This is a genomic window from Sphingosinicella terrae (assembly GCF_003347635.1).
Taxonomy (GTDB): Bacteria; Pseudomonadota; Alphaproteobacteria; order Sphingomonadales; family Sphingomonadaceae; genus Allosphingosinicella; species Allosphingosinicella terrae.
The window spans coordinates 1-14,725 of record NZ_QDFY01000025.1 but is presented as its reverse complement, the minus strand read 5'-3'; the positions used below and the strand labels follow the sequence as shown (position 1 = coordinate 14,725).

General features: G+C 67.3%; 11 protein-coding genes. 8 read left to right on the top strand and 3 right to left on the bottom strand.

Annotated features, from left to right (window positions below; translation table 11 throughout):
- Window positions 1-285: 285 nt before the first annotated feature.
- The 4 genes from DDE10_RS22860 to DDE10_RS22845 all read left to right on the top strand — a co-directional run bounded on the left by DDE10_RS22860 (window position 286) and on the right by DDE10_RS22845 (window position 5,514).
- The gene (locus DDE10_RS22860; protein ID WP_114955126.1) at window positions 286-3,153 is read left to right on the top strand and encodes a putative bifunctional diguanylate cyclase/phosphodiesterase; all 2,868 of its coding nucleotides are present in this window, start codon (window positions 286-288) and stop codon (window positions 3,151-3,153) included.
- A gap of 368 nt (window positions 3,154-3,521) precedes the next feature.
- The gene (locus tag DDE10_RS22855) at window positions 3,522-4,118 is read left to right on the top strand and encodes a TetR/AcrR family transcriptional regulator (RefSeq protein ID WP_114955125.1); all 597 of its coding nucleotides are present in this window, start codon (window positions 3,522-3,524) and stop codon (window positions 4,116-4,118) included.
- Complete coding sequence (locus DDE10_RS22850) at window positions 4,115-5,113, top strand: SRPBCC family protein (protein WP_114955124.1); 999 nt, start codon at window positions 4,115-4,117, stop codon at window positions 5,111-5,113. The genes DDE10_RS22855 and DDE10_RS22850 overlap by 4 nt, the downstream gene beginning before the upstream one ends.
- Before the next feature lie 2 nt (window positions 5,114-5,115).
- A complete protein-coding gene (locus tag DDE10_RS22845; protein ID WP_162806806.1) occupies window positions 5,116-5,514 on the top strand; it encodes a DUF1761 domain-containing protein in 399 nt (132 codons plus the stop codon).
- A 407-nt stretch (window positions 5,515-5,921) separates the two neighbouring features.
- Here the strand turns inward: DDE10_RS22845 and DDE10_RS22840 are convergent, their stop codons facing one another.
- Both DDE10_RS22840 and sppA read right to left on the bottom strand, forming a co-directional pair.
- Window positions 5,922-6,467, bottom strand: a complete 546-nt coding sequence (locus tag DDE10_RS22840) for a GNAT family N-acetyltransferase (RefSeq protein WP_162806805.1) — start codon at window positions 6,465-6,467, stop codon at window positions 5,922-5,924.
- Window positions 6,464-8,338, bottom strand: a complete 1,875-nt coding sequence (sppA, locus tag DDE10_RS22835; protein ID WP_114955121.1) for a signal peptide peptidase SppA — start codon at window positions 8,336-8,338, stop codon at window positions 6,464-6,466. The genes DDE10_RS22840 and sppA overlap by 4 nt, the downstream gene beginning before the upstream one ends.
- Before the next feature lie 239 nt (window positions 8,339-8,577).
- Between sppA and groES the strand changes: the two genes are divergently transcribed.
- From groES to DDE10_RS22815, 3 genes are all read left to right on the top strand, one after another.
- Window positions 8,578-8,892, top strand: a complete 315-nt coding sequence (gene groES, locus DDE10_RS22830) for a co-chaperone GroES (protein ID WP_114955120.1) — start codon at window positions 8,578-8,580, stop codon at window positions 8,890-8,892.
- 128 nt (window positions 8,893-9,020) lie between these two features.
- Entirely contained in the window at window positions 9,021-10,655 is a 1,635-nt protein-coding gene (gene groL / locus DDE10_RS22825; protein WP_114955119.1) for a chaperonin GroEL, read from the top strand.
- 690 nt (window positions 10,656-11,345) lie between these two features.
- A complete protein-coding gene (locus tag DDE10_RS22815) occupies window positions 11,346-12,302 on the top strand; it encodes an OmpA family protein (RefSeq protein WP_114955118.1) in 957 nt (318 codons plus the stop codon).
- A gap of 291 nt (window positions 12,303-12,593) precedes the next feature.
- On the opposite strand, the gene DDE10_RS22810 is transcribed toward DDE10_RS22815, so the two are convergent.
- Window positions 12,594-13,196, bottom strand: coding sequence for a hypothetical protein (locus DDE10_RS22810; protein ID WP_114955117.1), 603 nt, complete (start codon window positions 13,194-13,196; stop codon window positions 12,594-12,596).
- Window positions 13,197-13,301: 105 nt separating this feature from the next.
- On the opposite strand from DDE10_RS22810, the gene DDE10_RS22805 reads away from it, so the two are divergent.
- On the top strand, window positions 13,302-14,282 hold the full coding sequence (locus DDE10_RS22805) for a GlxA family transcriptional regulator (protein ID WP_284734841.1): 981 nt from the start codon (window positions 13,302-13,304) through the stop codon (window positions 14,280-14,282).
- Window positions 14,283-14,725 lie beyond the last annotated feature (443 nt).

The window sequence follows — 14,725 nt, the reverse complement described above, 5'->3', positions numbered from 1 at the left end:
GATCGGAACCCTCCTCGACCACTTCCAACCTGCCGAATGCGCGAACTACCTCGCAAACAGCGGATATGCTTCAGTCTAAGATGATCATGCTCTAGTGATTCCGTCACCGCCGCATTAACTTCTCTCGGCAAGTCTTTCGCCATCACTTGGCCGCTAGTGGCACCAGGGTTCATGGTTGGGTGAAGAGCGTCTTCCTGGAGGTTCCGGCGAGGCGCGCTTCTCAGCTCGGGAGGTGCCGCTCCTCCCGGCTTGCCGCCGTCGCATGAGCTGTGTGCGGGGGATTTGGTGCGTCTGCTCAAGCCAAGACAGGAAGGAAAGGCGCCGCCACCGGGCGGTTACCGCCGTGCGCGCGCGGCGCTGGCGGGCCTGAAGCTCGAGGCGCTGATCGCGCTGCTCGTGCTGCTGACCTGGGCGGCCGTCCAGTTCGGGGATGCGTTGCTCGACCGGTCGATCCGGATCCGTGCCGTCGATCCGGAGAGCTATCTGGCCTATTCCTATGCCGACAGCGCGCCGCAGGGCGGCTCGTCTGCGACCATGGACCCGGTCCTGCCCCTGGCGTGGAGCTGCCGGCTCGCTAGCGCCTCGCCTGCGCCTTATTGCGGCTACGGGCTCCAGTTCGACGTGCTCAACGATGGCCGCGGCCTCGATCTTTCGGGGGTGCACGAGGTCGAGGTGACCTTCAACTACCAGGGCGCGGCCGAGACGCTGCGGATCGACCTCAAGAATCGCGAGCCCGGTCTCCGAGAGACCGCGCCGGGGGCGGGCGACCGGATCAACAGCATCGCCTTCCCGATCGGGTCTGGCCGGCAGACGGTCCGTCTGTCGCCGGCCGATTTCCGGACCGCCGCCTGGTGGATCGAGCGAAACCGGCTTCCGGAGACGCTGCACGAATCCCGCTTCGACAATGTCGTCGCGCTCGAGATGCAGACCGCGGCCGGCGCGGCACCCGGCCTCCACCGGCTTCGCATCGAGGAGGTGCGCTTCAAGGGGCGCCTGCTGACCGCGGCCCAATATCATGGGCTGCTGTTCGCCGCGTGGATCCTCGTCATCGCAGGCCTGCTCGCCTGGCGCCGCTATCAGGCGGTCCGCGCTGCCAAAGCGGAGGCGGTCCGCTGGCGGCATGCGCTCGACAGCATTCCGCAAATGGTGTGGACCGTCTCCGCCGACGGCGAGCACTCCTACAGCAATGCGCGCTGGGCGGAGTTCACCGGGATCGAAGTCGGCGAAGGCGGACTGCTCGACCTCGCCGAGTTCGTCCACCCCGACGACCGCGCGATGACGCTGGCGCGCTGGGCCCGCTGCCTCGCCACCGGCGAGCCGTTCGAGGCGGAATATCGGCTGCGACACCGGTCCGGCGAGCATCGCTACATGCTGGGACGGGCGCTGCCGGAGCGTGACGATGACGGCGAGATCCAACGCTGGTTCGGCACCTGCACCGATATCCACGACCGCGTCATCGCCCAGCAGGAATTGTGGCGGTCGCAGAATTTCACCCGCCAGCTGATCGACGCCACCCCCGATGTCATCCTGGTGATCGACGATGCCGGCCATGTCGTCTTCGCCAACGACGCCGCCGCCGCCGCGCTCGGTGCCGCGAGCAAGAGCGCGCTGACCGGGCGGCCCTGGCTGCGCCTGGTCTCGCCCGAGGTGCGGCGCGCCGCGCTTGCCGCGCTGCCGGCCGGCGACGACGGCGGCTCGCGGCATTTCGTCGCCGAGAAATTGTCGGACGAAGGCCCGAACAACTGGTGGGACGTGATCCTGTCGCCGCTGGCCGCCAAGGGCGGCAACCGCTTCCTCGTCATCGCCCGCGACATCAGCCACCAGAAGCAAGCGGAGGAGCAGGCGCGTTGGTCGTCGCGGCACGATCCGCTCACCCGCCTGCCCAACCGGGTGCTCCTCCAGCACGAGCTCGATCGCCTGATCGTCGACCGGCGCCGTCCCTTCGCAGTGATGATCCTCGACATGGACGAGTTCAAGAAGGTCAACGACACGCTCGGCCACGATGCCGGCGACGCTCTCTTGTGCACCCTCGCCGAGCGGCTGGTCCGCGCCGTCGGCCCGAGCGGGCTGGTCGCCCGCCTCGGCGGCGACGAGTTCGCCGTCATCCTCAAGGGCGCCCGGCGGGAGAAGGTCGGCGAGGTCGCGGCCCGGATCTTCGCGGCGCTTCGCGAGCCGTGCACCTATGAGGGCACGATCATCGACTGCCACACCAGCATCGGCGCCAGCCTGTTCCCGGAGGACGGGCTCAGTCGCGGCGACCTGCTCAAATATGCGGACGTGGCGCTCTACGTCGCCAAGTCGTCGGGCCGACGCAATCTCAAGATCTTCGATCCGCGCATGCTGAGCGCGGTCGAGGTCCGCCACGGCATGGTCTCGACGGCTCGCCAGGCGCTGAAGAGCGGCTCGATCGTGCCTTACTACCAGCCCAAGATCGAGCTCGCCTCCGGCCGAGTCGCCGGCTTCGAGGCGCTGCTGCGCTGGCGCGATCCCGCCCGCGGGATGCAGACCCCGGACACCATCATGGCCGCCTTCGAGGATGCCGGCGTCGCCTCGGCGATCAGCAACCGGATGATCGACAGCGTGCTCACCGACGTCCGCCAATGGCTCGACCGGGGCGTCGCCTTCGACCATGTCGCCTTCAATGCGTCGGCCACGGAGCTGCGCGCGCCGGACTTCGCCGAGCGGCTGATCGAGCGGCTCCATCGCGCCGCCATCCCGGCGCGCTGCGTCCAGATCGAGGTGACCGAGACGGTGTTCCTCGGCCGCGGCGCGGAGGCGGTCGAAGGCACGCTGCGCAGCCTCAGCTCGGCCGGCGTCCGCATCGGGCTCGACGATTTCGGTACCGGCTTCGCCTCGCTCTCGCACCTCAAGTCGTTTCCGGTCGACCTGCTCAAGATCGACCGCTCCTTCATCCGCAACCTGCAGACCGACCTCGAGGACGGCGCCATCGTCGACGCCGTCATCGGCCTCGGCCGCAGCCTCAGGATCGAGGTGGTGGCGGAAGGCGTCGAGACGGCGGCGCAGCACGAGACGCTGGCGGCGCTCGGCTGCCGCTACGGCCAGGGCTTCCTCTATTCGCGGCCGGTGGCGGCGGAGGAGGTGATCGGGCTGTGCAGCGGCGGGGACGGGCGCTTCGCGGCGGTGGCGGCTTGAGGTACCGAAGCGGTCGCCGATCGGATCCTCTTTCGATCCTCCCCTGCAAGGGGAGGGGGACCGCCCGAAGGGCGGGGGAGGGGTGTCAGCGTTAGTGAGTGGCGGCGATCGCCGTGAAGCCGGGAGGCTGACACCTCTCCACCAGCCTGCGGCTGGTCCCCCTCCCCTCCAGGGGAGGATCTGTAGCGGTGGCGGCTTAAGGGCGTTGAAGCAGCCCAGTTCCGCCTCCGCTCTCTCTCTCTCTCTCTCTCTCTCTCTCTCTCGGTCCTCGCGCCCAGGGGAGGATCTGCACCCTCACCCAACCCTCTCCCGGTGGGAGAGGGCTTTTGGTCCTTGACTTGGTTGATCGTTCAATCAACTATGGGGCGATGAACGCTGCGCCCTCCGATACGCGCTCGCGCCTGGTCGAGGCGGCGATGCAGCTCTTCTGGGAGAAGGGTTACGGGTCGACCTCGGTGGCCGACATATTGGCGCGGGCCGGGGTCAATAGCGGCAGCCTCTATCATTTCTTCCCGGGCAAGCAGGACCTGCTCGTCGCGGTGCTCGAGGCCTATCGGGAGGGAATCGGGCCGATGCTGCTCGAGCCGGCCTGGGCGGGGGTGGAGGATCCGATCGAGAAGATCTTCGCCTTGCTCGCCCGCTATCGGGCGCTGATCGTCGAGACGGACGGCTTCTACGGCTGCCCGATCGGCAGCCTCGCGCTCGAGCTGCACGAGCCGGATCCGATCGTGCGCGAGCGGATCGCCGAGAACTTCGACGGCTGGACCGCCGCGGTCGAGGCCTGTCTCGACGCCGCCGCCGACCGGCTGCCCGCGGGCGCCGACCGGCGGGCGCTGGCCGAGTTCGTGCTGACGGTGATGGAAGGCGGCGTGATGCAGGCGCGCACCTATCGCGACGTCGCCTATTTCGACCGGGCGGTCGGCCAGCTGCGCCTGTTCCTCGACAGCCAAAGGAGGGAAGGATGATCGCATCACTGATGGCGCTGGCCCTGGCGGCCGAGGCGCCGGCGCTGCGGCCGGGACTCGAGCCGCTCGGCTTCCTCGTCGGCCATTGCTGGCGCGGCGAATCCGCGAGCGGAGAGCAGGATGTGCACTGCTTCGAGCCGGTCTTCGACGGCCAGCATGTCCGCGACACCCACGAAGTCACCGGCGGCGCGCGGGCCTATCGGGGCGAGACCCTGTACAGCGCCGGCGCGGACGGGACGGTCAGCTTCACCTACTGGAATTCGCAGGGCGGCGTCAGCCGCGGGACGATGCGTGCCGGGGAGGGGCGGCTCGACTTCGGCGACGAGCGATATCGCGGTCCCGACGGCCGCGAGGCGCGCTTCGCCACTCATTGGCGGCGAATCGGCGACGATGCCTATGAGGCGGTGACGACCTCCGAGGCGATGCCGAGCATGAACCGGACCGTCCGGTTCGAGCGGGTCGAGGCGCCGGTGACGGTGAGCGAGGCGCGCGGCCTCGACGGGACGCACATGCTCGTCCACGAGACCGTGGTCGACGCGCCGGTCGAGCAGGTATGGGCGGCGATCGCGACTCCGCAAGGCTGGCGCGAATGGGCGGTGCCGGTCGCCTGGCATCCGGAAGGCGAGCCCGACATCATCGAGACCAGCTATTCGCCGGGGGCCTCGCCCGGCGACCCGTCGACGATCCGTCAGCGCATCCTCGTCGCCGTCCCGGGCCGGCTGGTCGCCTTCCGCACGGTGAAGGCGCCGGACGGCTTTCCCGACTTCGACAGCTTCAGCCGGACGACCGGCCTGTTCGAGCTGGAGCCCGAAGGCGGCCGCACCCGGCTGCGGCTGACCGGGGCCGGCTATCCCGACAGCGAGGCGGGCCGGCGGCTGCTCGGCTTCTTCCGCGAGGGCAACCGGGTGTCGCTGGAGCGGCTGCGCCAGCGCTTCGTCTCGGGGCCGGTCGACTGGAGCCGGATGCGCGAGACCAACCATGGCGAGGAGGAATGATCATGCCCGACGTGAACCTGGTCGCGGTCCTGATCTGCGGCGTCGGCTCGCTGCTGATCGGCGGCCTGTGGTATTCGCCCCTGCTGTTCGCGCGGCCGTGGCAGCGCCTCGCCGGCGTGCCCGAGACACCGCCCTCCGGCGGGCGGATGGCGACGATCTTCGGACTCGCCTTCCTGCTCAGCCTCGCCGCCGCCTTCGTCTTCGCGACGTTCCTCGGACGGGACATGCCGCTCCCGGCCGCGATCGGCGCCGGCGCGGCGGCGGGGTTGTGCTGGGTCGCGGCGTCGTTCGGCATCAACTATCTGTTCGAGCAGAGGCCGATCGGCCTGTGGGCGATCAACGGCGGCTACCATACGCTGCAATTCACGATGTTCGGCGCGGTGATCGGGGCGATGGGGTAGGGGGCTGGCGGCTTCGCAGCGGTCGCGCGAACAGGCGCCGTATCGCCCGCCATCCGTCATTCCGGCGGAAGCGGGATCTCGATGACTTACCGGCGTCGGACGCAGCGCGGTGAAGTGGAAGAGAGATCCTGGCTTTCCGCCAGGATGACGAAGTGGGAGCGAGGCGCGGCGGCGCCCCTCATTGATGCGGCGGTGCGCGTGGGGGCGCTGTTTTGATCTCACGCAAAGACGCAAAGACGCGAAGGAGGAGAGGGGACGTCGGAATCCGCCGGCTGACGGCTCGTTATCCGTCATCCCAGCGAAAGCCGGGATCTCAATGCCTTGCGGCGCCGAGGGACAGGAAATGAGATCCTGGCTTTCGCCTGGATGACGGGGAGGGAAGGGCGCGAGGTTGTGCGCGGCCGCGCTTAGTCCCGCCAAACCTCCGCAACCATCTTCGCTTCCTCGGGATCCGTCGTCAGCAGCGCCAAAGGCCGTTGCCAGAGGCCGACGCTGCGCCACTCGCCGAACTTGTAGCCGACGTCCCGGTAGGTGCCGGCCTGGGTGAAGGCGAAGCGTTCGTGCAGCGCGACGCTGGAATCGTTGGGAAGGGTGATGGCGGCGATGGCCTGGGTGAAGCCCTGCGCCTCGAGCAAGGCGAGGAGGCGGGTGTAGAGGGCGGCGCCGGTGCCGCGGCGCTGGGCCGCGGGCGAGACGTAGACGCTGGTCTCGACGCTGAAGCGATAGGCGCGGCGGGTGCGGAAGGCGCCGGCGGAGGCGAAGCCGACGACCTCGCCGGCTTCGCCGCAATCGACCAGCCACGGATAGAGGCCGGCGCCGCTCGCGATGCGGGCGCGCATCTCCGCCTCGTCGGGGGCGTCGACCTCGAACGAGACCGCCGTCCCCGTGACGAACGGCGCGTAGATCGCCGCGATGGCGGCCGCGTCCCCGGCCTCGGCCAGGCGGACACTCATGCGCCCGGGATGAAGGCCAGGAGCCGCGCCAGCCAGCCCCGAGCCGCCGCCGGGGCCCGGGGCGCCGGGGCCGGCATCGGGCATTCGAGGCAGCGGGCCTGGATGGCCGGGCCGCGCAGCATCGCCTCGACGTCGCCGAGCGCGCGCTCGAGCAGGGCGTCGGGGCTGCGGGACAGAGCGGCGAAGGCGCCGCGGGCGGCCGGGGCGCTGTCGGCGGTGGCGCCGCGCATCAGCTGGGCGAAGAAGCTCGGCTCGCCCTCGAGGAAGACCGGCTGCGCCTGCGAACCTTCGAGGCCGGCACGGCGCGCCGCCTCGGCGAGGGCGTCGTCGAGCGAGCCGAAGCGGTCGACGAGACGGATCTGGCGGGCGGTGCCGCCGTCCCAGACGCGGCCCTGGCCGATCTGGTTGACCCGGGCGGGCGGCAGGTTGCGGGCGCGCGACACCAAGGCGACGAAGCGGCGATAGGTGCTCTCGACGCCGAGCTGGAGCAGCTGGTCGGCCTCGGGAGAGATGCCGCGGGCGAGATCGGGCTGGCCGGACAGAGGCGTGCTGCCGACGCCGTCGGCGCCGACGCCGATCCGCTCGAGCGTGCCTTCGAAGCTGGGCAGGACGCCGAACACGCCGATCGAGCCGGTGATCGTCGAGGGCTCGGCGAAGATGGTGTCGCCGGCGGTAGCGACCCAATAGCCGCCGCTCGCCGCGACCGAGCCGAACGAGACGATGACCGGGATGCCGCGCTCGCGCACCGAGACGATCGCCCGGCGGATGCGCTCCGATGCGGTCGCCGAGCCGCCGGGCGAGTCGATCCGGACGACGAGCGCCTTGAGCTGGTGGTCGCGAAGGCCGCGCTCGAGATTCTCGACGATCGTCTCGGCGCCGGCCGTGCCCATCGCGGCATGGCCGTCGACGATGGTGCCGGCGACGGTGAGCACGCCGATCCGGCCGGCGCTCCCCCGCAAGGGATTGTCGTTGAGCCAGGCGTCGAAATGGACGGCGCGGTAGCTGCCGGGGATGCGCTCGTCGCGGGCGCCGCCGCTGAGCTCGGCCATGCGCTGGCCGAACTGGATGCGGTCGCCGACGCGGTCGACCAGGCCGGCCTGGAGGGCGGCCCGCGCCATGTCGCCATTGGCGCCGCGCATGAAGCGCATCGGATCCTGGACGTAGGCGGCGACCTGCGCCCGCGGCCGCGCCTGGCGGACATTGTCCTGCCAGGCCTCCCAGCTCGCGTCGACGAGCGCCTGCATCGCCTCGCGCGCCTCGGGCGACATGTCGCTGCGGGTATAGGGCTCGACCGCCGACTTGTAGGTGCCGACCCGGTAGACGTTGGCGGTGATGCCGAGCCGCTCCATCAGGCCGGCATAATAAAGGTTGCTGCCGCCCGGCCCGGCGATCACGACCGCGCCCATCGGATCGAGCCAGACCTCGTCGGCATGGGCGGCGAGCAAATAGGAATCGTCGCCATAGCCGCTGGAGAAGGCGACCACCCTTTTGCCGGCGCGGCGGACCCGGTCGAGCGCCTCGCCGACATTGGCCATGGCCGCCTGGCCGCCGCCGGTGAGGACGTCGAGATCGAGCGCGACCGCCTGGATGCGATCATTGGCGGCGGCGGTGTCGAGCGCGTGGATGACCTCGGCGAGTCGATATTCGCGAAGCGCCGAGCCACCGATCAGCGACGAGAAATCCTGCTCGGCCGGCTGCTCGACGATCGCGCCGGCAAGGTCGAGCCGGAGCGCGCCTTCGCGGGCGCTGTCCTGATAGGGACTCATCGACAGCGCCGCGTAGAGGCCGCCGAAGAAGATCAGCATGAGCAGGAGGACGAGGCCGTCCTTGATTCCGACCAGCAGCCGCCACACCTTGCCTGCGAACTTCATCTCGACTTCCACTCCATGCGTCGAAAACCGGCTAGACCAGGGCGCCCGGAGTGTAAACGGGGACGTCCGCAACGGCCCGCCCATCCGCAAAGATCGTTTCAGCGGCCCTTGACGCGGCATGAACAGCGCCTAAATCGCCGTTGCTGGCACTCGACCTCGTCGAGTGCTAACAGTTCAACCGAGCGCGGCGTCCCGGCAGACCGGGGGGCTGCCGCGTGATAGAGAGGAAAGGTGAACCTATGAGCTTTCGCCCTTTGCACGACCGTGTGCTCGTTCGCCGCGTTGAGGCCGAAGAGAAGACGGCCGGCGGCATCATCATCCCCGACACCGCCAAGGAGAAGCCGCAGGAAGGCGAGGTTCTCGCCGTCGGCGCGGGTACCCGCGACGAGACCGGCAAGCTGGTTCCGCTCGACGTCAAGGAAGGCGACCGCATCCTGTTCGGCAAGTGGTCGGGCACCGAGGTCCGCCTCAACGGCGAAGACCTGCTGATCATGAAGGAGAGCGACATCCTCGGCATCGTCGAGGGTCAGGCCGAGGCCCGCAAGGCCGCCTGAGGCGACTCCCGAAATCCCGGTCCCGAGCGTGTCGAAGGACCGGAAACCCCTTGTCTTTTCATAGGTCAAGGAAGTGACATCCTGACTTTCGTCAGGAAGACGCTTCGAGAGAAAGAAGGAAGAAAGATATGGCAGCGAAAGACGTACGCTTTGGCCGTGAGGCCCGCGAGCGCATCCTGCGCGGCGTCGACATCCTCGCCGACGCGGTGAAGGTGACCCTGGGTCCGAAGGGCCGCAACGTCGTCCTCGACAAGAGCTTCGGCTCGCCGCGGATCACCAAGGACGGCGTCACTGTCGCCAAGGAGATCGAGCTCAAGGACAAGTTCGAGAATATGGGCGCGCAGATGCTGCGCGAGGTCGCCAGCAAGACCAACGACCTCGCCGGCGACGGCACCACCACCGCCACCGTCCTGGCCCAGTCGATCGTCCGCGAGGGCATGAAGTCGGTCGCGGCCGGCATGAACCCGATGGATCTCAAGCGCGGCATCGACGTCGCCGTCGGCAAGGTCGTCGAGAACCTCAAGAGCCGCTCCAAGGACGTCTCCGGCTCCAACGAGATCGCCCAGGTCGGCATCATCTCGGCCAATGGCGACCGTGAGGTCGGCGAGAAGATCGCCGAGGCGATGGAGAAGGTCGGCAAGGAAGGCGTGATCACCGTCGAGGAGGCCAAGGGCCTCGAGTTCGAGCTCGACGTCGTCGAGGGCATGCAGTTCGACCGCGGCTACCTCTCGCCCTATTTCATCACCAACCCCGAGAAGATGCAGGTCGAGCTTTCGGATCCGTACATCCTGATCCACGAGAAGAAGCTGTCCAACCTGCAGGCGATGCTGCCGATCCTCGAGGCGGTCGTGCAGTCGGGCCGTCCGCTGCTGATCATCGCCGAGGACATCGAGGGCGAGGCCCTGGCCACCCTCGTCGTCAACAAGCTGCGCGGCGGCCTCAAGGTCGCGGCCGTCAAGGCGCCGGGCTTCGGCGATCGCCGCAAGGCGATGCTGCAGGACATCGCGATCCTGACCGGTGGCGAGATGATCAGCGAGGATCTCGGCATCAAGCTCGAGAACGTCACCACGACCATGCTCGGCCAGGCCAAGCGCGTCACCATCGACAAGGACAACACCACCATCGTCGACGGTGCCGGCGAGAGCGACCAGATCAAGGGCCGGATCGAATCGATCCGCCAGCAGATCGAGGTCACGACGTCCGACTATGACCGCGAGAAGCTGCAGGAGCGGCTGGCCAAGCTGGCCGGCGGCGTCGCGGTGATCAAGGTCGGCGGCGCCTCCGAGGTCGAGGTGAAGGAGCGCAAGGACCGCGTCGACGACGCCCTCCACGCCACCCGCGCCGCGGTCGAGGAAGGCATCGTCCCGGGCGGCGGCACCGCTCTCCTCTACGCCACCAAGGCGCTCGAGGGCCTGACCGGCGCCAATGACGACCAGACCCGCGGCATCGACATCGTCCGCAAGGCTCTGCTCTCGCCGGTCCGCCAGATCGCCGAGAATGCCGGCTTCGACGGCGCGGTCGTCTCGGGCAAGCTGCTCGACGGCAAGGACGAGACCCAGGGCTTCAACGCCCAGACCGAGGTCTACGAGAACCTGGTCCAGGCCGGCGTCATCGACCCGACCAAGGTCGTCCGCACGGCGCTCCAGGACGCGGCTTCGGTCGCCGGCCTGCTCATCACCACCGAGGCGGCGGTGAGCGAGCTTCCGGAAGACAAGCCGGCCCCGGCGATGCCGGGCGGCGGCATGGGCGGCATGGACTTCTAAGTCCAAGCTGACCTCAGAAGCGAAAAGGAAGGGCCGGGGCGGCGACGCTCCGGCCCTTTTTTTGTCGGGGATTGGGGGCTGGGGGCTGGGGACTGGGGACTGGGGACTGGGGAAGGAGGCGGGCGAAGGGGATCGCCTTCTACCAGTCCCCAGTCCCCAGCCCCCAGTCCCCAGTCCGTCCCTCACCGGCCTTTGGGGCGCGCCGGACTTCCGCCTTGTCCGGCCCCGGACGACGGCGAATGATGTCGCTCACGAAATCATTCGGATTGACGCTTAGCTCTGCAATGCGGTTATCGTGGACTACTGCAAAATCCAAATTATTTCCAAGAAAACATTCATAGTATGTTAGAGCAAATGTGGTTAAACGACAGTAAAGTCAACGTTAACATTGTTAACGCCAGACTATCATTATCAGGTTGACTTTAGGTTCATGGCAAGAGCGATATCCATTCGTCGCGCAATACACTCGCGCGGCCCGTGTGGATGCCTTTGCTAGATGGTTCGTTCATCTGAGAGAAAGGTTGCTCCGAACAGGCTCGCCCTTCCACCGGCGGTCACGGGCGGCTTCATGCCAGCCATCCCACGACGCCGGACGGAAGGGGTTCCGGCAGCCGCTCTGGTCTTGGCCAGGCGGCGGTCGGACGAGAGCTGCGATCGCAGGCCCGTCGATCGAGTTTGAAGGAACCGCTCATGAGTCTCAAATCCCAAAGCCCCAGACTTCTTCTCCTGGCCCTGCTCGCCGGAGCAGCCCCGACCGGCCTGGCGGCGCAGTCGCAGGACCCGTCCGAGGAAGATCTCTCGGCGATCGTCGGCGACGCGGCGCCCACCGATGCGGGCGCCGCGACCGAAGGACCGGAGATCGAAGGAATCATCTCGGCGCGGAGCGGCGACCAGCTGCAGGTCATCACCGCCGACGGCACGATGGCGACCGTCGCCGTCACCCCCGAGACAAGGATTGCGGCCCGCGGGGGCTTCCTGGGCCTGGGCCGCACCCAGCTTGCCGCGGATGCGCTGGTCAACGGCCTGCCGGTCAGCATCGAGACGCTGCAATCGGGCGGCGGCCTGGTGGCGAGCGAGATCGACCTCAGGAACCGCGACCTCAGGACCGCCTCGATGATCCACAACGGCACCGCCCAGCGCTTCGGCGAGCACCACAATGCGATTGCGCAGAATTCGGCGGCGACGGAGGCGCTGCGCGGCCGCCTTGGCGACATCGACCAGTATAATGTGCGGCAGACGACGAACGTGACGTTCGACTTCGCCCGGGCGGAGCTGTCCGAGGAGGCGAAGGCGGAGCTCTGCTCGACGGCCGCCGCCGCCGAGTCGATCGACAACGCCCTGCTGCTCGTCGTCGGCTATACCGACGCCGTCGGCAGCCAGGAATATAACCAGACGCTCAGCGAGAGGCGCGCCGGCAACGTCGTCAACCATCTCCAGCAGGTCTGCGGCTGGCGGCCTTATCGGATGCTGACCCCGACCGGGATGGCCGAGGCGGATCCGGTGGCGAGCAACGACGATCCCAACGGCCAGGCCCAGAATCGCCGCGTCGCGGTCAACATCCTGGTCAGCAAGGCCGTCGACGGCCTCGCCGGCGATCCGCGTCCGGCGGCGATGGCGGGTGCCGGCATGGGCGGGCCGGACTCGTAAGTCGGCGCTCACCTGAGAGGCGAAAAAGGAAGGGCCGGGGCGGTGGTGCTCCGGCCCTTTTCTTGTGCCTGTGAGTGGCTGCGGATGAGGTTGGGTGGCGTTCCGGTCTGCGCCATCTCCGTCGTTAAGGAGAGCCTGGGCGGCTCTCCAAAGGAAGACTTTCCAGCGAACAGGAGAGGCGGCACGTTCGCATGCAAGTCGGACCCTAGGCTCCAGACCGTCTCAACGGCTTTGCAGCGTCAGCACAGCTATCAGCTTCAACACCGCAAGCGGTATGGCAAACTGCCCGTCTCAGCCTCTCAGCGTTGCGATGACGATGACGATCGCGAGAGCGATGTCCAGCATGAAGCAGAATTCGGCCATCGATCGCACCACGACCTTGTTTTTCACGTGGTGGTAAACGTCCCAGCCGGCATGCGCGGCCAGCCCGACCGCTACCAGCAACGCCCCGACCACGTGATTAATAAAGAGGGCCAACGCGGCTGAACCGCCGAAAAGAAACATGGCGATGGCTTGTAGCGGCAGGTTGCGATTAGGACGTCTCAGAGCCCGAACCATGCCGCACGCCGCAAAAAACCCGGCGGCGACAAGCATCGCCCCCATGGCGTCGAGGGGTATGAGGTTCAATCTTGCGACGGTGATCACCACCACCGTCAGCAGGAATACCGGCCAAGCAACCCACGGGATCTCAAGGGCAGCTGCTGCCAGATATACGAGACCCGAGGCAGCGACGATCGCAGCAAAATCTGTGCCGTGCTCCGTTCCGTTGAGTAGATCGATCGAGAGATAAGCCGCGAATGCCAGGCCAAATGCTCCAGGCCACCATTGAATCGATCGCCAGCCAGATGCGAAGGTTTCAGGCGATGGGCTTGATGCTCCCGGTGACGCAGTCATGGTAGCTCCTGGCAGCGGTGGTCGTCAGCGGACCATGAGGCGAGCATGCAGACTAGCAGCCGCTCCGAGTTGTCAGAAATGACAAAAAGGCGGTAATTTCTGCCAGTGCTGCAGCATATCGTCATTGCCGTCTATCGTGACTTCGAGCTGCTGGATGCGACCGGCCCCGCCTCCGTTTTCGCGTCCGCCAATCACGCCCTCGCAGAGGATGGGAAGGCTCCACGCTACGCCGTGCATTTGGCCTCTCCGACCGGCGGAGCGGTTCCGAGCAGCAGCGGTGTCGTGGTCGACACCAAAGCTTTGGCGAAGATGCCGTTGCAGGTCGACACGATCCTGGTCTCGGGGGCGGAGGCCCACGCGGTCATTGCAGCAGCCCAGACGCCGGAGCTAGGGCGGTGGTTGTCGCGAAACGCCTCGTCCGTCAGACGTCTTGGATCGGTTTGCGCTGGCACCTTCGTGCTCGCGGCAGGTGGGCTGGTGGATGGCAAGCGCGTTGCTACACACTGGAGCGCCTGCGAAGCCCTCGCGCGACTCTATCCCTCGCTCAGCGTCGACGCCGACGCGCTGTATGTCGTAGATGGCAAGGTTTGGACATCGGCCGGAGTGACGACTGGTATCGACATGGCCCTCGCCATGGTCAGCGAGGACCTTGGCGGCGCGCTCGCAAGCAGGATTGCGAAGCGCCTGGTCCTTTACGTACGCCGCCCAGGTTATCAATCTCAATTCAGCGCCTTGCTCGCTGCCCAGGAGAAAGCCGATGGCCCGGTCGCCGACCTTCTCGTGTGGGTCCAAGCCAACCTTGGCGCCGCGCTGGACGTACCCAGCCTTGCGGCCAGGGCCTGTCTTTCAGAGCGAACGTTCCATAGAAGGTTTGTCGCTGCGACGGGCGACACGCCTGCACGATATATCGAGTCCGTGCGGCTGGATGCGGCGCGTATTCTGCTCTCCCAGGGGCTCGCGCTAAAGGAGATCGCAAGGCGGGTAGGGCTTGCGCCGCCCGCACGCTTCGCGCGGCTCTTCCAGAGACGCTTCGGCGTGACGCCGCGACTTTTCCGCGAGACCCATGCGGACGATGAACGATGCTAGGCGCAAAGCTCACTTCAATCCATGCGACAACAAACGTCCGCCATCGAAACTCCGACTACAAGATCCGGGGACACAATACATAATTGCCCACTACTCCTGCGCCTTTTAGATATCGGGCCATGGCTCGCCTTGCCGCATCGTAGTTCCCGGCGCTGCGCATCATGTGACGCAGCGCGGCAATCGAGGGCTGCCGATCTTCTTCGGCGACGGAAATCGAAAGCCCTATCTCGAGCTGCTGCGCGGGCGACGGCTCAGGCCCGCAAGGCCAGGGCCGAAGTCGAAGGCGGCAGCAGATGACGATAGTTTAGTATTGTGTTGTCTAATTGATATCGCCTTCTGGTGTCGTGACCGACGGCTATGGTTGTCTTCGAGGTCACGGATCGGCTGTGGAGCCCGAGTTGATCTGTGCCTCATGATCGCGGTCAGGCGTAGGAAGGTGGATG

What these genes read in the sequence shown, in the direction of transcription:
- DDE10_RS22855 (WP_114955125.1), top strand. Translation starts at nt 3,522, where the DNA reads ATGAACGCTGCGCCCTCCGATACGCGCTCGCGCCTGGTCGAGGCGGCG.
- DDE10_RS22840 (WP_162806805.1), bottom strand. Translation starts at nt 6,467, where the DNA reads ATGAGTGTCCGCCTGGCCGAGGCCGGGGACGCGGCCGCCATCGCGGCG.
- DDE10_RS22815 (WP_114955118.1), top strand. Translation starts at nt 11,346, where the DNA reads ATGAGTCTCAAATCCCAAAGCCCCAGACTTCTTCTCCTGGCCCTGCTC.
- groL (WP_114955119.1), top strand. Translation starts at nt 9,021, where the DNA reads ATGGCAGCGAAAGACGTACGCTTTGGCCGTGAGGCCCGCGAGCGCATC.
- DDE10_RS22850 (WP_114955124.1), top strand. Translation starts at nt 4,115, where the DNA reads ATGATCGCATCACTGATGGCGCTGGCCCTGGCGGCCGAGGCGCCGGCG.
- groES (WP_114955120.1), top strand. Translation starts at nt 8,578, where the DNA reads ATGAGCTTTCGCCCTTTGCACGACCGTGTGCTCGTTCGCCGCGTTGAG.
- sppA (WP_114955121.1), bottom strand. Translation starts at nt 8,338, where the DNA reads ATGAAGTTCGCAGGCAAGGTGTGGCGGCTGCTGGTCGGAATCAAGGAC.
- DDE10_RS22810 (WP_114955117.1), bottom strand. Translation starts at nt 13,196, where the DNA reads ATGACTGCGTCACCGGGAGCATCAAGCCCATCGCCTGAAACCTTCGCA.
- DDE10_RS22845 (WP_162806806.1), top strand. Translation starts at nt 5,116, where the DNA reads ATGCCCGACGTGAACCTGGTCGCGGTCCTGATCTGCGGCGTCGGCTCG.